Source organism: Streptomyces sp. NPDC002588, from assembly GCF_040295925.1.
Taxonomy (GTDB): Bacteria; Actinomycetota; Actinomycetes; order Streptomycetales; family Streptomycetaceae; genus Streptomyces.
In genome coordinates, this window is the sequence record NZ_JBEOWF010000023.1 from 94,677 (window position 1) to 111,859 (window position 17,183).

General features: G+C 72.3%; 15 protein-coding genes and 1 pseudogene. 8 read left to right on the forward strand and 8 right to left on the reverse strand.

Annotation, left to right across the window (positions count from 1 at the left end; translation table 11 throughout):
- Positions 1-14 precede the first annotated feature (14 nt).
- Positions 15-1,055: a family 2 encapsulin nanocompartment cargo protein terpene cyclase gene (locus tag ABT057_RS26020; RefSeq protein ID WP_352345990.1), complete on the reverse strand. Its 1,041-nt coding sequence runs from the start codon at positions 1,053-1,055 to the stop codon at positions 15-17.
- The gene (locus ABT057_RS26025) at positions 1,052-2,494 is read right to left on the reverse strand and encodes a family 2B encapsulin nanocompartment shell protein (protein WP_352345991.1); all 1,443 of its coding nucleotides are present in this window, start codon (positions 2,492-2,494) and stop codon (positions 1,052-1,054) included. Before ABT057_RS26025 ends, ABT057_RS26020 begins: the two co-directional genes overlap by 4 nt.
- A gap of 336 nt (positions 2,495-2,830) precedes the next feature.
- Here ABT057_RS26025 and ABT057_RS26030 point away from each other — a divergent pair, with 336 nt between their 5' ends.
- The 8 genes from ABT057_RS26030 (at position 2,831) to ABT057_RS26065 (ending at position 9,875) form a co-directional block, all read left to right on the forward strand.
- Positions 2,831-3,625 carry a VOC family protein gene (locus tag ABT057_RS26030; protein WP_352345992.1) on the forward strand — a complete coding sequence of 265 codons (795 nt, stop codon included), beginning with the start codon at positions 2,831-2,833 and terminating at the stop codon, positions 3,623-3,625.
- A 38-nt stretch (positions 3,626-3,663) separates the two neighbouring features.
- Complete coding sequence (locus tag ABT057_RS26035) at positions 3,664-4,362, forward strand: ribonuclease H family protein (RefSeq protein ID WP_352345993.1); 699 nt, start codon at positions 3,664-3,666, stop codon at positions 4,360-4,362.
- Between the two features lie 70 nt (positions 4,363-4,432).
- Entirely contained in the window at positions 4,433-4,663 is a 231-nt protein-coding gene (locus ABT057_RS26040; RefSeq protein WP_352345994.1) for a hypothetical protein, read from the forward strand.
- Between the two features lie 2 nt (positions 4,664-4,665).
- A complete protein-coding gene (locus ABT057_RS26045) occupies positions 4,666-5,883 on the forward strand; it encodes an FAD-dependent monooxygenase (RefSeq protein ID WP_352345995.1) in 1,218 nt (405 codons plus the stop codon).
- Between the two features lie 134 nt (positions 5,884-6,017).
- Complete coding sequence (locus ABT057_RS26050) at positions 6,018-7,502, forward strand: MFS transporter (RefSeq protein WP_352345996.1); 1,485 nt, start codon at positions 6,018-6,020, stop codon at positions 7,500-7,502.
- Positions 7,499-8,110, forward strand: a complete 612-nt coding sequence (locus tag ABT057_RS26055; protein WP_352345997.1) for a TetR/AcrR family transcriptional regulator — start codon at positions 7,499-7,501, stop codon at positions 8,108-8,110. Before ABT057_RS26050 ends, ABT057_RS26055 begins: the two co-directional genes overlap by 4 nt.
- 136 nt (positions 8,111-8,246) lie before the next feature.
- Positions 8,247-9,230, forward strand: coding sequence for an aldo/keto reductase (locus ABT057_RS26060; RefSeq protein WP_352345998.1), 984 nt, complete (start codon positions 8,247-8,249; stop codon positions 9,228-9,230).
- Between the two features lie 159 nt (positions 9,231-9,389).
- Entirely contained in the window at positions 9,390-9,875 is a 486-nt protein-coding gene (locus ABT057_RS26065) for a DUF6328 family protein (RefSeq protein WP_352346051.1), read from the forward strand.
- A 64-nt stretch (positions 9,876-9,939) separates the two neighbouring features.
- Here the strand turns inward: ABT057_RS26065 and ABT057_RS26070 are convergent.
- The 6 genes and pseudogenes from ABT057_RS26070 to ABT057_RS26095 all read right to left on the reverse strand — a co-directional run.
- Positions 9,940-10,533, reverse strand: a pseudogene (locus ABT057_RS26070) (DUF2238 domain-containing protein); the annotation flags it as partial.
- Positions 10,534-10,569: 36 nt separating this feature from the next.
- Complete coding sequence (locus tag ABT057_RS26075) at positions 10,570-11,643, reverse strand: hypothetical protein (RefSeq protein WP_352345999.1); 1,074 nt, start codon at positions 11,641-11,643, stop codon at positions 10,570-10,572.
- 93 nt (positions 11,644-11,736) lie between these two features.
- Positions 11,737-12,708: an LLM class F420-dependent oxidoreductase gene (locus tag ABT057_RS26080; protein WP_352346000.1), complete on the reverse strand. Its 972-nt coding sequence runs from the start codon at positions 12,706-12,708 to the stop codon at positions 11,737-11,739.
- A gap of 56 nt (positions 12,709-12,764) precedes the next feature.
- Positions 12,765-14,408 carry a serine/threonine protein kinase gene (locus ABT057_RS26085; RefSeq protein ID WP_352346001.1) on the reverse strand — a complete coding sequence of 548 codons (1,644 nt, stop codon included), beginning with the start codon at positions 14,406-14,408 and terminating at the stop codon, positions 12,765-12,767.
- A gap of 292 nt (positions 14,409-14,700) precedes the next feature.
- Positions 14,701-15,660: a threonine/serine dehydratase family protein gene (locus tag ABT057_RS26090; protein ID WP_352346002.1), complete on the reverse strand. Its 960-nt coding sequence runs from the start codon at positions 15,658-15,660 to the stop codon at positions 14,701-14,703.
- Between the two features lie 124 nt (positions 15,661-15,784).
- Positions 15,785-17,095, reverse strand: a complete 1,311-nt coding sequence (locus ABT057_RS26095) for a CAP domain-containing protein (RefSeq protein WP_352346003.1) — start codon at positions 17,093-17,095, stop codon at positions 15,785-15,787.
- Between the last annotated feature and the right edge of the window lie 88 nt (positions 17,096-17,183).

The window sequence follows — 17,183 nt, forward strand, 5'->3', positions numbered from 1 at the left end:
CAGGAAAGCGCTGGTCACCAGTAGTTCGGTAGGTGGTAGCGGTGGGTGTTGGTGGCGTGCCACTCGTGGTTGCCGGCCACCCAGTCCGACAGCCCTTGGAGGTAGCGCTCGACGAGCGGCGAGGTCGCGGCGAGCACGGACGACTCCTCCTCGAACACCGCCATGATCCGGTTGTGGATCTCGACCGACTTCAGGTAGGCGGCCTTCAGCCCCTGCCCGTCGTTGGCCGCGACGACCTGCGGCAGGTTGAGATGGGTGGGGTCGGCCGCCAGTTCCTTGGTGAAGGAGTACAGGTCGTTGACGATCGTGGTGGCGTTGCAGGCGAGCGCGGTGACCCGCTGGATCTCCGGGCGGGCGTAGAGCTGCCCGGGCAGTTCGTAGCCGTCGATCGCGTCGACGATCGACAGACACGGACGGAAGTTGTTGAACTGCCGCATCGTCAGGTACTCCCAGATCCGCGGCACGTACCGCGTCTCCCCCCAGGCCGCCTCGCCGAGGTAGCCCAGGTGCAGCCGGGCGATGTCGTGCACGAACCGGTCGGTCTGGCTGGGCGTGGCGAGCGCCGCGTAGTCCTTCAGCGCCCAGTGGTACGAGCGCAGCGGACCGTCGGCCTGCACCCCGCGCGCCCACTCCTCCTGGAGGTCGGGCGGGCCGTGGTAGGGGTCCAGCGCCGACTGGGCGATGATCAGCCGGCCGCCCAGTCCGCTGCGCGAACCCCCCTTGTCCTCGTCCTCCTCGCAGTAGCAGTTGTCGACGATGTTCTCCGCCAGCAGCAGCTTGCCGGCCACCGTGAGGCGCTCCAGGTCGGCCGCGCCCGGATGCTGGAGCACCACGGCACGGCCGAACTGGAACCCCGCGAAGTCGCCGTTCCAGGCCGTCGGGAACAGATCCAGACCGCGGGCCCACTCCTCGAGGCGGCGGTCGACCTCGGCGGCCTTCTCCGGGTCGGCGGGGGCGACCTCCCGGTGGCGCAGTCCGGGGATCGCCCCGGTGCGCCGGGTCCGCCGGGCCACGGCGGGACCGGGCGGGCCGGGCAGCGAGTACCCCGTGCTCACTCGGCGGTCCGGCCGAGCTGGACGTTCTCCAGGACTCCGGCCGCGTCCGGGACGAGCAGTGCCATCGAGTAGTAGGCGGTGACCAGGTACCGGATGATCGAGTTGCTGTCGATCCCCATGAACCGTACGTTCAGGCCGGGCTGGAACTCCTCCGGGATGCCCGTCTGGTACAGGCCCACGACCCCCTGGTCGGCCTCGCCGGTGCGCAGCGCGATGATGCTGCTGGTGTGCTGCTCGGAGACCGGGATCTTGTTGCAGGGGAAGATGGGCACCCCGCGCCAGGCCGGGATCTCGTGTCCCTCCACGGTCGCCGTGCCCGGCACCAGTCCGCGCCGGTTGCACTGCCGGAAGAAGGCCGCGATCGCCTTCGGATGGGCGAGGAACAGCTTGGTCTTGCGCCGCATCGACAGCAGTTCGTCCATGTCGTCGGGGGTCGGCGGCCCGGTGAAGGTGCTCACCCGCTGTCCGTGGTCGATGTTGTGCAGCAGCCCGAACTGCCGGTTGTTGACCAGCTCCCACTCCTGGCGCTCCCGGATCTCCTCGACGGTGAGCCGGAGTTGCTGCTGGGTCTGGTTCATCGGGTGGTTGTAGAGGTCGGCGACCCTGGTGTGCACCTTCAGCACGGCCTGGGTGAGCGACAACTCGTACTCCCGCGGCGAGAGCTCGTAGTCGACGAAGCCGGCGCCCAGGGTCGGCTCGCCCACATGGCCGGCCTGGATCGGCAGTTCGGCCTCGCCCTTGCGGTTCATCGGCCGCCGCTGCCGCTCGGCGTACGCCTCCAGGTGCGCCGCGAGCGACGGCACCCGGCCCACGAACTCCCGCAGCACGGTCCAGGGGAGGGCCAGCAGGACGCCCGAGGTCTCCGCGCGCACCGAGGTGAGCCACAGCGGGTCGTCCTGGCCGACGGCCTCGTCGCCGAGCTGGTCGCCGCCGGTGACGACCCCGACGATCTCCTCGTCGCCGTACTTGCCGGTGGTGAAGCGGGTGAACCGGCCGTGCACGACGAGATAGGCCTCGGTCACCGGCTGACCGGCCTCGAAGATCACCTGGCCGGCCCGGACCTCCCGGGGCCGGAAGCGCGAGGACAGCTCCGTCAGCGTCCCGTTGTCGGAGTAGCCGCGCAGCGCGGGCAGCTCGGTGAGGGTCTCCGGGATGACCCGGACGTCGTCCCCGCCGTTGTGCTCGAACTGCACCCGGCCCCGGCCGACCTTCAGCTGCAGTCGCCGGTTGACGCGGTACGTTCCGCCCTTGACGTCCACCCATGGCAGCATGCGCAGCAGCCAGCGCGAGCTGATCGCCTGCATCTGGGGCTCGGACTTGTGGGTGGTGGCGAGCTGGCGGGCCGCCCGGGTGCTGAGGCTGGTGAGCTGCCCGTCGGCGGTGGGGTCGGGGGCGGGTTCGTCGAGGGTGGAACCGGTGGAGCCGTCCGGTGTGGACACATTCCCTCCAGGAAGGTGCGCGGCACTGACGCGGAACCGGGCGGAAGGGTCGTGAAGATCGGCTCGGTGATCCGCGGGGACCAGCCAAACACTCTGCGTGACGGAGGGGTACGGCGTGAAAGGGGCGGGTTCGTGCACCCGGGAGGTGCGAACCTGCCCGGTGGGGCTGCGGATGAGCCCTGTGCACCACTGCTTCACCGGTGTGCTCCCGCGCGCCGGTGATCACGGGATTGGGGACCGTCCGTGACGGGAGACACGCGCTCGGCGCGCGCGGCGACGGGTGGGTGGCTAGCGTGAGGAAACGGACAGAGTCTTCTCACCGGAAGGGCCGTCGCCATGGCCGTACAACCAGAGGGAACCCCTTGCTGGGCCGACGCGATGTTCAGCGACGTCGAGGGAGCCAAGAACTTCTACGGTGATGTCCTCGGCTGGACCTTCGGCGAGGCGTCGTCGGAGTACGGCAACTACACCCAGGCGTACGTGGACGGCAAGGCGGTCGCCGCGGTCGTCCCGCCCATGCCGGGGCAGGAGGGCCAGTCGCAGTGGTGCCTGTACCTCGCCTCGCCGAACGCCGAGGCGACGGCCGCCAAGATCCGGGCGGCCGGCGGCGAGGTGCTGATGGAGCCGATGCAGGTCGGCGAGTTCGGCACGATGTGCCTGGCCCGCGAGCCCAGCGGCGCGGTCTTCGGCGTCTGGCAGGCCGGCACCCACGAGGGCTTCGACGTGCAGGCCGTCCCGGGGGCCTACGGCTGGGCCGAGGTCTTCACCCGCGAGCCCGAGAAGGCGGACCGGTTCTTCAGCGCCGTCTTCCCGTACACCGCCCAGCAGATCGAGGACGAGAACGTCGACTTCCGCATGTTCGACGTCGGCGACACCACCGTCCTCGGCCGGATGCGGATGACGGAGGACTTCCCGCCCGAGGTGCCCAGTTACGTCAACCTGTACTTCGTCGTGGACGACTGCGACGACGCCGTCGCCAAGGCGACCAAGCTCGGCGGGGTCCTGCGCTTCGGGCCGATGGACAGCCCCTACGGCCGGTTCGCGGCCCTCAGCGATCCGCAGGGCGCGAGCTTCTCGGTGATCGACATCTCGGCCACCCAGGGCGAGCTGCCGAAGACGAGGCCCGTGTGACCGTGGCCGTGTGACCGACGCCCTCGCGCGGCCATGGCATGATCGTGCCCATGCGTGAACGTGTTGTGGCCGCGTGCGACGGGGCTTCGAAGGGAAACCCGGGTCCGGCGGGCTGGGCATGGGTGGTCGCGGACGCCGCTCAGGCGCCGGAGCGCTGGGAGGCGGGACCGCTCGGCAGGACCACCAACAACGTCGCCGAACTCACCGCGCTGGAACGCCTGCTGGCCTCGACCGACCCGGCCGTGCCGCTCGAGGTCCGGATGGATTCGCAGTACGCCATGAAGGCCGTCACCACCTGGCTGCCCGGCTGGAAGCGCAACGGCTGGAAGACCGCGGCCGGCAAGCCGGTCGCCAACCAGGAACTGGTCGTCCGCATCGACCAACTGCTCGACGGCCGGTCGGTCGACTTCCGCTACGTCCCCGCCCACCAGGTCGACGGCGACCCGCTCAACGACTTCGCCGACCGAGCCGCCAGCCAGGCCGCGATCGTCCAGCAGGCGGCGGGCAGCGAGCAGGGCTCCCCGGAACCGCCGCCCTCCCCGGACACCCCGAAGCCGAAGCCGGGACGGTCCTCCGGGTCCAAGTCGCCCCGCAAGAGCGGCGGTTCGTCCTCGCGCACGCTCAAGGCCAAGTTCCCCGGCCGCTGTGTGTGCGGGCGCGGTTACGCGGCCGGCGAGCAGATCGCCAAGAACGCCCAGGGCTGGGGCCACCCGGAGTGCCGTACGGCCGAAGCCTGATCAGACGTCCCGGGCGCCCTGAACGCTTCGGGCCCGACGTCCCCTCAGGCGCCGAAGGTGTGGTGCGCGTGTGGTCGAGCAGGTCCGGATGATCTTGCCGACGGGCGCGGCGGTCGACCCGGAAGCGGCAATTCCTTTCCCTGGAGCCGCCGTTTCGGGTGATCTTTCGCGTGGCGGCGAGTCGCCGGTGGTGTCGTTCACCTGGGAAAAGCGGCGGGAACCGGAAGATTCCCGGGCCGGGCGGCGATCACCCCGACTGTTACCCTGCGTCGTCAATCAAACACGACTGGTCATTCCTTAGGGGTGTGCGTGAAGGTCGCCTGTGTCGGCGGCGGGCCCGCCGGCCTGTATCTCTCCATCCTGCTCAAGCGGCAGGACCCGTCCCACGACGTCACCGTCCACGAGCGCAACCCGGAGGGCTCGACCTACGGCTGGGGCGTCACCTACTGGCAGGGGCTCCTCGACGAACTCCGCGCCCGCGACCCCGAGTCGGCCCACGCGATCGACGAACACTCCGTCCGCTGGAGTCAAGGCATCGCCCACGTAGGGGACCTGTCGACCTGTCAGCCGGGCGACGAGGGCCACGGCATCGGCCGGCACAAGCTCCTGGAACTCCTCGCCGAACGCGCCCGGGCCCTCGGCGTACGCCTGGAGTTCGACCACGAGATCACCGCCGAGAACCCGCCGGACGCCGACCTGGTCGTGGCGGCCGACGGTGTCCACAGCGCCCTGCGCACCCGGCACGCCGACCACTTCGGCGCGCGCCTCACGCCCGGCCGCAACACCTACGTCTGGCTCGGCACCACCAAGGTCTTCGACTCCTTCACCTTCGCCTTCGTGGAGACCGAGCACGGCTGGATCTGGTGCTACGGCTACCCCTTCAGCGCCGAACGGAGCACCTGCGTCATCGAGTGCGCCCCCGAGACCCGCACCGGGCTCGGCCTCGACGCGGGCGGCGAGGCCGACGGACTGGCCCGGCTGGAGAAGCTCTTCGCGCGGATCCTCGACGGCCACCCCCTGATCGGCCGGTCCGCCGACGACGACAGTTCCCCGTGGCTGACCTTCCGCACCCTGACCAACCGCACCTGGCACCGCGGCAACCTCGTCCTCCTCGGCGACGCCGCCCACACCACCCACTACTCGATCGGCGCCGGCACCACCCTCGCCCTCGAGGACGCCTTCGCCCTCGCCGACGCGCTGCGGGAGAGCGAGGACCTCCCGCGGGCCCTGGCCCGCTACGAACGCCGGCGCCGCACCGCCCTGCTCTCCCCGCAGAGCGCCGCCCGCTACAGCGCCCAGTGGTACGAGAACCTCAACCGCTACATCCACCTCCCCCCGGACCGGATGTTCGCCCTCCTCGGCCAGCGCCACTCGCCCCTGCTGCCGTACGTCCCGCCCCAGCTGTACTACCGGCTCGACCGGGCGGCCGGGCAGCTGGAGGCCCTGCGCCGCTTCAAGCGCTGGCTCGGCCCGAGGCTCGCCCGAAACGCCCAGACCCGGGCCCTGACGTCGCGAGACTAGGACCGCTCTCGGGGTCCGCACCGCCCCGCGACCAGGGCGGGGACTCGTCGAACACTTGGGTGAATGGCAATTCACTGTTACGGTGAATCGCCATTCACCTTTCTTCGCTTTCGCGCCGGTCCGCTGGAGTCCCCATGGTGTCGCCCGCTCCGATACCCGCCCCGGCCAGGGAACCCGCCGGCCTCAGGGCCCGGCTGACCATCCCGGTCCTGGCGTACTGCGGCATCCTCATGGCGGTCATGCAGACCGTCGTCGTCCCGCTGCTGCCCGACCTGCCCCGTCTGACCGGCGCCTCGCCCGCCGCGGTCTCCTGGATGGTGACCGCCTCACTGCTCTCCGGTGCCGTCCTCACCCCGGTCCTCGGCCGCGCCGGTGACATGTACGGCAAGCGGCGGGTCCTGCTCCTCTCGTTCACCCTGATGGCCGTCGGCTCGGTGATCTGCGCGCTGACCTCCGACATCGGCGTGCTGATCGCGGCCCGCGCCCTCCAGGGCGCCGCCTACTCCGTCGTGCCGCTGTCCATCAGCATCCTGCGCGACGAACTGCCCCCGGAGCGGCGCGGCTCCGCGGTAGCGCTGATGAGCTCCACCGTCGGCATCGGCGCCGCCCTGGGCCTGCCCGCGGCGGCCATGGTCGTCCAGTACGCCGACTGGCACACGATGTTCTGGGTGACCGCCGCGCTGGGCGCGACAGGTGTCGCGCTGATCCGCTGGGCGGTGCCGGAGTCCCCGGTGCGCGAGCCCGGCCGGTTCGACGTGGCCGGCGCGCTGGGACTCGCCGCCGGGCTGGTCTCCCTGCTGCTCGCCGTGTCGCAGGGCGGCCAGTGGGGCTGGGGCAGTCCCCGGGTCGTGGGCCTGTTCCTGGCCGCCGCGGTCGTCCTCGGCCTGTGGTGGTGGCAGCAACTCCGGGCCGCGCGGCCCCTGGTGGACCTGCGCCTGGTGTCCAGGCCGCGCGTCGGCCTCTCCCACGTGGCCGCGCTGCTCACCGGCTTCGCGTTCTACGCCAACTCGCTCGTCACCGCCCAACTGGTGCAGGCGCCCGAGGCCACCGGCTACGGGCTCGGGCTCTCCATCGTCCAGACGGGCCTGTGCCTGCTGCCCGGCGGTGTCACCATGCTGCTGCTCTCACCGCTGTCCGCCCGGATCTCCGCCGCCCGCGGCCCACGCGTCACCCTCGCCCTCGGCGCCGCCGTCATCGCCTCCGGGTACGCCGTACGCATCGCCGACAGCCGCGACCTGTGGATGATCATACTGGGGGCGACGGTCGTGGCCACCGGCACCACGCTCGCCTACTCCGCGCTGCCGGCGCTGATCCTGCGCGCCGTCCCCGCCGGTCAGACGGCCTCCGCGAACGGCGTGAACGTCCTGATGCGCACCATCGGACAGGCCGTCTCCAGCGCCGCCGTCGCCGCGGTCCTCGTCCACCACACCAGCCTCGTCGGGGGCCTCCCGGTGCCGACCCTGCACGGCTACCTGCTGGCCTTCGCCATGGCGGGCGCGATCGCCCTCGCGGCCTGCGCGGTGGCCCTGACCATCCCCGGCGACCAGGAGCCCGCGGCCACCCCGAGCCCCCGCAAGCGCACTCCGGCCCTCAACGACGAGGCCATGGAGGGAGCATGAGTACCGTGAGCCCCCCACACGGCACCTCCCCGGCATCCACCGGCCCCACCCCTGCGGCGCCCGCGCGACGGGACGCGGAGGCGACCAAGGCCGCCATCCTGCGCGCCGCCCGCCACCTCCTCGCCCGCCACGCCCAGGCCGACATCACCCTCAAGGCCGTCGCGGAGCGTGCCGGAGTGAGCGCGCCCCTGGTCCTGAAGTACTTCGGCAACAAGGACGCCCTCTTCGCCCGTGTGATGTCCTTCGAGGAGGACGCCGAGGCGCTGCTGGCCGCCCCGCTGGCGGACCTGGGCCGTCACATGGTCCGCCACGTCCTGGTCAGCCAGCGCGAACGCGGCGCCGACCCCGTGCTGCGCATCGTCTTCGCGCCCCTGCACGGCGACCGCGGCGACGTCCTGCGCGGCAACTTCCGCGCCCAGGTCATCGAACGTCTCACCGCCCGCCTCACCGGCTCCGACGCCGGTCTGCGCGCCGAACTCGCCCTCGCCACCGTCCTCGGCCTCGGCGTGATGTTCGGTATCGCCCGCAGCCCGGACGTACGCGCGGCGCCCGTCGAGGACGTCGTGGACCGGTACGGCCCCACGGTCCAGGCCCATCTGACGCCCTGACGGAAGAGCCGGACAGCCCCGGGGACGGCGGCCGCGGGGCGGTCGCGGAGCGCGGGAAGCCATGGCGGGTCCTCGACTCCGGCCGGCCGGAGCCGTCGGTTCCGCGCCAGGTCGCGGCGGGTGACAGACTGACGCCATGGAAGAGCGCGAATTCGGTGGGTCCGGTCAGCACGCGTCCGTCGTCGGCCTCGGCACCTGGCAGTTGGGAGCCGACTGGGGGGACGTCGACGACAAGGAGGCCCTGGCGGTTCTGGAGGCGGCGGCCGAGTCGGGGGTGACCTTCTTCGACACCGCGGACGTCTACGGCGACGGTCGCAGCGAGCAGACCATCGCCTCCTTCCTCGGCGGCCGCCCCGACCTGCATGTGCTGGTCGCCACCAAGATGGGCCGCCGGGTCGACCAGATCCCCGAGAACTACGTGCTGGACAACTTCCGCGCCTGGAACGACCGTTCCCGCCGCAACCTCGGCGTCGACCGCGTCGACCTGGTGCAGCTGCACTGCCCGCCCACCCCCGTCTACTCCTCCGACGAGGTGTTCGACGCGCTCGACACCCTCGTCGAGGAGGAGCGCGTCGCCCACTACGGCGTCAGCGTGGAGACCGCCGCCGAGGCGCTCACCGCGATCGCCCGCCCGGGCGTGACCAGTGTGCAGATCATCCTCAACCCGTTCCGCATGAAGCCCCTCGCCGAGGTGCTCCCCGCGGCCCGCGAGGCCGGCGTCGCCATCATCGCCCGTGTCCCGCTCGCCTCCGGACTGCTCTCCGGGAAGTACACCAAGGACACCGTCTTCCCGGAGAACGACCACCGCACCTACAACCGGCACGGCGAGGCCTTCGACCAGGGCGAGACCTTCTCCGGCGTCGACTACGCCACCGGCGTCGAGGCCGCCGCCGAGTTCGCCGCCCTCGCCCCCGAGGGGTACACCCCGGCCCAGCTCGCCCTGCGCTGGATCATCCAGCAGCCCGGCGTGACCACGGTCATCCCCGGCGCCCGCTCGCCCGAGCAGGCCCGCGCCAACGCGGCCGCCGCCCGGCTCCCGGAACTGTCCGCCGAGACCCTCGCGGCGATCCGCGACCTCTACGACCGGCGGATCAGGGAGCAGGTCGAGAGCCGCTGGTAGGCCACCCGGGGCGGCGGCCGGGGACGATCGCCGCCCATGGGGTACTCGCGGTGAGAGGTACGGAAGTCACTCGAACCGGGAGGACAGGTGTCGGACACGGAGACGGGGGCCGAGGGGCGCAGGGGGCGTGACGAGACCGAGGACGAGAGAGCTGACCGCATGTGGGGCGAGCTGATCCAGGAGGTCCGCGTCGCCCAGACCGGTGTGCAGATCCTCTTCGGCTTCCTGCTCACCGTGGTCTTCACCCCGCGCTACCTGGACCTGCAGCAGACCGACAAGAACATCTACATCGTGACGGTGGTGCTGGGAGCCTGCGCCACCGGCGCCCTCATCGGACCCGTCTCCCTGCACCGCCTGGTCTCCGGCCGGCGGGTCAAGCCGCAGGCCGTGCGGTGGGCGTCCCGGCTGACCTTCGTCGGCCTCGTCCTGCTGCTCGCCACCATGACGTCCGCACTGCTGCTGGTGCTGCGCGCGGCCACCCATGACGACTATGTGCCCTGGCTCGTCGCGGGTGTCTTCACGTGGTACGTGCTGTGCTGGTACGGAATCCCGGCGTGGACCCGTCGCCGGTACGAGTCGCCGTCGCAGAAGCCGCGGCCGGAGGGGCGGCCGCCGCGGAAGCCGCGGCCGGAAGGACGGCGTTGAGCTGACGGTCGTGCGCCCTGCTGAGCAGCAGCACCGACACCGTGGCACCGATGAGCGCGCAGAACATGTCCCACTGGGTGTCCCACACGTCGCCCTGCGTCGCGAGGAAGGCGTCCGCGGCCTGCCCGCCGATCACCGCCGCCGCCCACTCGAACATCTCGAACAGGGCGCTGAACGCCAGGCAGGCGCACACCGTCAGCGGTGCCAGCCAGCGGCTGCCGCGCAGCGGGGAGGTGCGGCTGAGCAGCTCACGTACCAGGATCGCCGGCACGAAACCCTGCATGAGATGCCCGAAACGGTCGTACGGATTGCGGTCGAGACCGAGGACGTCCCGCGCCCAGTCGCCGAGCGGCACCCGGGCGTAGGTGTAGTGGCCGCCCAGCGCGAGGACCAGAGCGTGGAAGGCGAGCAGACAGCACAGCAGACCGGTCAGCGGGAACCGCCGCCACATCACCACGATCACCGGCAGCCCGATCAGCGCCCACACCGTCTCCAGCAGCCAGGTGGTGGGGTCGTAGGCGTGCCAGGCCGACAGGGCGAGACCCGCGACCACCACCCCGGCGCACACGGCGGGCAGAGTCCTGCGCGGTGCGGGACGAACAGCGGACATCGGGTGCTCCTTGGCTCCTTGAACGATGAACCTCTCGGGAGCACCCATAGTCGGGCCGGGCGCCGGGCGGCGGCATGAGTACGGCTACTCAGCTCCGGCTGGGTTCGAGGCCCCGGCCGGGTTCGAGCGCGCCCCGCGCAGGGCCGTGATGCAGGAACCGATCGCCTGCTGGAGCTCCTCCAGCTGCTGCACCATGTCGTCCTCGTAGAACTCCTGCGCGTCGTCGAAGGTCAGCTCCTCGAACACCTTCGTCGCCCGCTGCAGGCTGCTGTAGAACTTGGTGCGCCGCTCCTGGACGCGCAGCTCGGGGTCGGCCTGCACGGTCTCCACGACGAGGTTCTTCATCGTGTCGTAGGCCTCGCTGGCCCACTCGCCGGCGTCCTCGCCCTCGTCCAGCTCGTCGATCAGCGACAGATGCCGCTCCGCCTCCTGGCGCAGCTCGACGGGTGCGTCGATGGTCTGCCCGGCGGGTGTCTTCACCTGGCCGGACTCGGCGATCTGGCGGACGTAGCCGATGCGGTCGGCCGAGCGGCTCTCGCTCGCCACGGCCTTCTTCAGGTCGTCGGTGCGTACGACGTCCCGGGCCAGCTCGGCCTGGAGCCCCGGGTCCTCCTTGATGCGGTCCAGGAGGGCGGCGCGGGCCGCGCGGGCGGTGGACGGGTCGGCGAGGATCGCGGCGCGCAGGGCCGTCGGGTTCTCCGCCACCTCCAGCGCCTTCGTCGGCCGGATGCCCTCCGCCTCGGCCGCCTCGGCGATCGCCGTGCCGCGCTCGGAGGTGGCGCTGTTGCGGGCGACGTAGTACGTCAACCACACCTCCCCGTCCGGCAGTTCGACCTCCTGGCCGGGTGCCAGCTCCTCGAATTGCGGGACGAGGCCGTCGTCCGCGGCCCGGTCCCAGGCCTTGTAGTAGCGCATCACGCGCTCCGGCGAGCAGCCGGCCAGTCCCGCGAACTCCTTCGCCGACACCTTGGGCGTCTCGTCCGCGCCCTGCCCGCCCGGCCGGACGCTGCGCGCCACCATCAGCGCGAACGCCCACCCGCCGGTGCGCGCGTAGACTCCGAACTCCCGGGCGTCGCGCGCCACGAGGTCGGACAGGGGCGCGGGGCCCTCCTCGGCGGACGTCTCGGGCAGGTCGATCGGGTCGATCGCCAGGGTCACGGAAGGTCTCCTCTGGAGGCTGCGGGGCGTACGGACGTACAGACCCGCAGCCTATATGGGCCCGTTGGCAAGGGTTTGCCGGACGGCGCCGGTTCAGCCGAAGGCCTCCCGCAGCGCGGGCAGCAGTGTCTTCTCCGACCAGTCCAGATACGCCGGCTGTGTGTCCCCGCCGATCTGCACCAGGGCGATCTCGGTGAAGCCGGCCTCCGCGTAGGGCCGCACGGCCTCCACGAAGTCGTCCGGGTCGTCGCCGCAGGGGATCGAGGCGGCGACGTCGTCGGGGGTCACGAACTGGGTCGCGGACTCGAAGGAGTCGGGGTGCGGCAGTTCGGAGTTCACCTTCCAGCCGCTGCCGAACCAGCGGAACTGTGCGTGCGCCCGTTTCACGGCCGTGTCCCGGTCGGGGTCGTGGCACACGGGCAGCTGGCCCACCCGAGGTTTGCCCGTCCCGCCGTGCCGGTCGAACGCCTCCAGCAGACCCGGCTTCGGCTCGGTCGCGATCACCAGGTCGGCGAGCCGGCCCGCGAGGGCGCAACTGCGTTCGCCGGACACGGCGATCCCGATCGGTGCCGGCTCGTCGGGCAGGTCCCACAGCCGCGCCGAGTCCACGTCGTAGTGCGTGCCGTGGTGGGTCACGTGCCCGCCCTCGAACAGCGCGCGGATGATCTCCACGGCCTCCTCGAGCATCTCGTGCCGTACGTCCACCGAGGGCCAGCCGCCGCCCACCACATGCTCGTTGAGGTTCTCGCCTGAGCCCAGGCCCAGCCGGAAGCGCCCCTCTGACAGCAGCTGCATCGTCGCCGCCTTCTGCGCCACCACCGCGGGGTGGTACCGGAAGGTCGGACACGTCACGTACGTCATCAGCGGAAGGCGCGAGGTGGCCTGCGCTGCGGCGCCGAGCACGCTCCAGGCGTACGGCGCGTGGCCCTGGGACCGCAGCCACGGGAAGTAGTGGTCCGACGTCACCGAGAAGTCAAAACCCGCCTCCTCGGCGCGCACCACATGCCCGACGAGCTCGCGCGGGCCTGCCTGCTCGGTCATCATCGTGTATCCGATTCGTACCATACGGGCCGGGTCCCCGTCGGTCGGCGGCGGAAACAGGGGCGGGAGGCAGGCCGTGCTCAGGCGGCCGGGTCCGGGCGGAACGTCTTCAGGATCGTCGTCAGGGCCTGCTTGTTGGCCGCCTTGTCCCAGTCGGCGGACGGCGTCGTCCAGCGCAGCGAGAAACTGCGCTGTCCGCCGAGCAGGAAGCCCCGGCCGAAGGTGCGGACCTGCCCTCCGTCATAGTCCATGACCCACTCCATGTCGGCGGCCTTGTACCCCTGGTACGTCGTCGCCTCGATGTCGCCGATCCGCCGGAAGCCGGCCTCCTCGCGCAGATTCGGCTCCACGTCGTCGCGCCAGACCGCCACCGGGTCCGGACCGGCCTGCGTGCTGTAGGTCACCGCGAGGGTGCGCGGATCGCCGTCGGCGCCGAAGGTGACCCGGTACGCCACGTCGCCCTGCTTGCGCGTCTCCAGCCGCTTCCACCCCTTCGGCAGGGCCACCGAGAAGCCCTCGGGCGCGCGGTAGACACGGTAACCGGTCGGGAGCGCGTCGGCGGAGGCCGCGGGGGAGGAGGGGGCGGCCGACGGTGTGGTGGACTGCGCGGGCTCGGCGGAGACGGTGGTGACGGGCTCGCTGGGCGTCGGCGTGGCTCTGTCGGCGGTCTCCCCGGAGTCCTCCCCGGCGGACGTCGCGGGCGCCGACGGCTGGGCCGGCGCACCGCCGGCCGCGATGTCGTCGGTGCCGGGCAACTGGTGGGTCACGGCGAGCGTGGCGACCGCCACGGTCACCACGGCCAGCGCCGTCCCGGCGGCCATCGCCCGGCCGCTCCACTGCGGCCCGAGGTGCCGGGCCGCCGCGCAGGCCCGCTTCAGCCGGGGGGCCGGCATGACGGCGTGCGGGTCCTCGTCCAGCACCCGGGTGAGGCTCTGGCGTACCACCGACCGGGTCAGCCGCTCGCGGGAGTCCTTGCGCAGCAGCCCCTGCACGGTCGTGGTGAGTGGCCCCGCCCGCAGCGGGGTGCGCAGCGGCAGCCGGTCGACACCGCGCAGGGTGCTCTCCGGCCGGTCCCGGTCCCGGTACGGCGGCCGCCCCTCGACCATCGTGTAGAGGATCGCCCCGAGTGCCCACAGGTCGGCCGCCGGGCCGATCCGGTCGTCCCGGGCCTGTTCGGGGGAGGCGTACGCGGGCGCCGCGACCCTCGGGGCGAGGGTCGCGCCCGCGAGCCCGAAGCCGGTGACGACCAGCGGACCGCGCGCCCGTACGAACAACTGGCCGGGGCTGAGCTCGCCGTGGGTGATGCCCTGGCTGTGCGCGGCTTCGAGGACGTCGAGCAGTTGCAGTCCGAGGGTGGCGGCCCTGGCCGGGCTGAAGGGACCCTTCTGGTCCATGAGCTGGCCGAGCGGCAGCCCGTCGATCCACTCGGTGACGGTCCACAGTGAGCCGCCCTCGGCCACCGCGCCGACGACGGCGGCGATCCGGCCGGGGAGCAGCAGGGCCATCGTCTCCGACATCCGCACCACACGGTCGGCGGCCTGGCGGGCCTCCTCCTCGCCCAGGCCGGGCGGCAGTCCGATCCGGGTGACCAGGCACGGCCGCGATCCCTGCACGTCTTCGCCGTACCAGCTGACCCGGTTGGTCTCGCGGTGGACGACGTCGAGGAGCCGGTACCTTCCGGCGACCAGCTCGTGCGTGGAGACGTGCGCCTTGACCATGGTCATCCTTCGTCGGTTCCCCGGAGTTCTCCTTTCCCTGAAGTACGGCCGGCGAGTGGGGGTTTGTTCAAATGGACCGCGACCCGGGCAGGATTCCTGTCTTTCATTCAATGGTGCCGAGCATATGTGCGACAAAAAGAATTACGGGGGGCCGTCCGGGCGTGTAACCAGCGGTAAACAGGGTCCCGGACGGGCATCCGGTGCCGCCGTCGAAAGTGCTCTCGAAGGTCGAGTCCGCACCGCTCCCGCAGGTCGCGTCCCTTTTCGGCCCGGCGCCGCCCGCGGGATTTCCGCTTTCTCAGATCAGCCCGAACCGCCGCGCCCACGCCGTCATGTCCCCGGTCGTCGCGTTGCCCCCGCAGACCACCAGCCCCAGGCGGGCGCCGCCGCCCACCCGCTCCACCACCCGGCGGGCCGCCGGCAGCAGACATCCGGCGGCCGGTTCCGTCCACAGCTTGGCGTGTTCGGCCAGCTCCAGGCTGCCCCGCACCGCCTCCCGGTCGGGTACCACCAGCACCTCGCCGACCAGGGCGGACACATGGTCGTACGTCAGCTGCGAGACGGCGGGCGCGCTGAGCGTGGAGACGATCGACGACAGCTCCACCGGTACGGGGCCGCCCGCCGCCAGCGCCTCGGACATCGCCTGCGCGCCCTCGGTCTCCACACCCCAGATCCGTACGTCCGGACGGCGGGCGCGCAGCGCCGCCGCGACGCCCGCGATCAGACCGCCGCCCCCGACGCTGACCAGCACGTCCGTCAGCTCGTCGGCGTCGTCGGCGAACTCCAGGCCGACCGTGCCCTGCCCCGCGACGACCATCGGATCGTCGAACGGGTGCACCAGCGTGAGCCCCTCCTCCCGCAACCGCTGGACCAGGCTGAACGCGCCGGCCATGGTGTCGGTCAGCCGCACCGAGGCACCGGCGGCCTGTGCGAGCTCCACGGCACGGGCGGGAGCCGAACGCGGCATCACGACCGTGGCCTTCACATCGAGCGCGGCGGCCATCACCGCGAGGGCGATCCCGTGGTTGCCGCCGCTGACCGCGGCCACGCCGGCGGCCCGCTCGGCCCCGCCCAGCGACAGCAGTTTCGCCGTCGCCCCGCGCACCTTGAACGAGCCGGTGCGCTGGAGGAGTTCCAGCTTCGCGGTCACGGGGACACCGAGCAGGGCGGACAGGCCCGGGCTCGGCACGGTCGGGGTGCGGACGACATGTCCGGCGATCCGCTCGGCCGCGGCTTCGATGTCCGAGACGCCGATCAAGGCAGTCACCTTTCTGGGACGGGAAGAGGGGGGTGGGAGGTGGGACGTGGAGGTGGGACTTGGAGGTGGGACGTGGAGGTGGGACGCTGAGCGGGAGGAGGGGCCCCGGCGCGGCCGACAGGTGTCACGCGCCGAACAGCTGCGTCCAGTACGTGCCCGACGGGCCGCCGCCCGCGTAGCCGACGCCGATGTGGGTGAAGGCGGGCTTGAGGATGTTGGCACGGTGGCCCGGGCTGTTCATCCAGCCCTCCACCACCTCGGCGGCGGAGCGCTGGCCGCAGGCGATGTTCTCGCCGATGGTCCGCCTGGTGGAACCCGCGGCGGCCGCCCGGTCCCAGGGCTGGGTGCCCTCGGGCGAGGTGTGGGAGTAGAAGGCGCGCGCCACCATGTCCGCACAGTGCGCCTGCGCGGCCGTGGTGAGTGCCCGGTCGACGCCGAGGGGACGCAGACCCGCCCCCGCGCGCTCGCGGTTGGTGAGGTCGACGACCTCGGCGGTCGTGCGGGCCAGGCCGTCCGTGGTGAACGGGCTCGCCCACAGCGCCGTCCAGTACACGGTGCCGTCCCGGGTGTCCGTGGCGTGGCCCACGGCGACATGGGTGAACGCCCGGTCCTCCACGGTGCGGCGGGCCCGGTCGGTGCGCAGACAGTGGTCGGCGAACTCGGCGGGCGTGCGCGGTCCGGACACCAGGAGCTCGCCCACGGTGAGGTAGGCGTATCCGGCTGCCGTGACGCGCTGGTACAGCGAGACGCCGTCCCGCCCCTCGGCGCCGAGCCGCCCGGCGGCCGCCATGACGGCCGCGTGCGCCCCGGCCGCCGCGGCCAGCCGGGCGTCGAGGGAGACGGGCGGGGAACCGGCGGCGGCCCGGGCGGGGTTGACCAGGGTGAGGAGACCGTCGGGGGCGGGGGCCGGGTGGGACGGCGGCGTGGTCGGCCTGTCCGCCCCCGCCGCCGTACCGTCGTCGACGACGTCCACTCCGAAGTCGCGGGCCAGGCCCGCCAGTCCGTCCGCGTACCCCTGGCCGATCGCCCGCAGTTTCCAGTCCGCGCCCCGCCGGTAGACCTCCGCGAGCAGCAGCACGGTCTCCTGGCGTGGGGCCGGCGGGGCGAACCGGGCCAGGGTGCGGCCCCGCGGGTCGGTGACCTGGAGGGTGGGGGCGGGCAGGCGGCTCAGCGGGGTGCCCGGCCGGGCGGCGCTGACCACCACCGTGACCCGGGTGGCGCCGGCCCGCAGCCGGCCCGGCTCCAGGGTGAGCGTGTCGCCCCGCAGCCGGGCGCCGGGTGCCGTCGGCTGGTTGTAGAACACGAAGTCGGCGTCACCGGCGACCCTGCCGCTGTCGTCCGTGACGAGCGCGCACACGTCGAACGGGCCGGGCACCCGGACGGCCAGGGCGCCTCCCGGGAGGGGCAGATTGGCGCCGGGGACCAACTCGCTCATACGGGCACAACGGTCCACGGTGCGGCGGGGTTCCCCGGCACGCCCGATCGGCAGGAGGGGCGGCGGCGCCGTCCCTATACCGAGGGCT

Coding starts and splice junctions, on each gene's coding strand:
- ABT057_RS26030 (WP_352345992.1), top strand. CDS start 2,831: ATGGCCGTACAACCAGAGGGAACCCCTTGCTGGGCCGACGCGATGTTC.
- ABT057_RS26035 (WP_352345993.1), top strand. CDS start 3,664: ATGATCGTGCCCATGCGTGAACGTGTTGTGGCCGCGTGCGACGGGGCT.
- ABT057_RS26050 (WP_352345996.1), top strand. CDS start 6,018: ATGGTGTCGCCCGCTCCGATACCCGCCCCGGCCAGGGAACCCGCCGGC.
- ABT057_RS26055 (WP_352345997.1), top strand. CDS start 7,499: ATGAGTACCGTGAGCCCCCCACACGGCACCTCCCCGGCATCCACCGGC.
- ABT057_RS26060 (WP_352345998.1), top strand. CDS start 8,247: ATGGAAGAGCGCGAATTCGGTGGGTCCGGTCAGCACGCGTCCGTCGTC.
- ABT057_RS26065 (WP_352346051.1), top strand. CDS start 9,390: ATGTGGGGCGAGCTGATCCAGGAGGTCCGCGTCGCCCAGACCGGTGTG.
- ABT057_RS26080 (WP_352346000.1), bottom strand. CDS start 12,708: ATGGTACGAATCGGATACACGATGATGACCGAGCAGGCAGGCCCGCGC.
- ABT057_RS26085 (WP_352346001.1), bottom strand. CDS start 14,408: ATGACCATGGTCAAGGCGCACGTCTCCACGCACGAGCTGGTCGCCGGA.
- ABT057_RS26095 (WP_352346003.1), bottom strand. CDS start 17,095: ATGAGCGAGTTGGTCCCCGGCGCCAATCTGCCCCTCCCGGGAGGCGCC.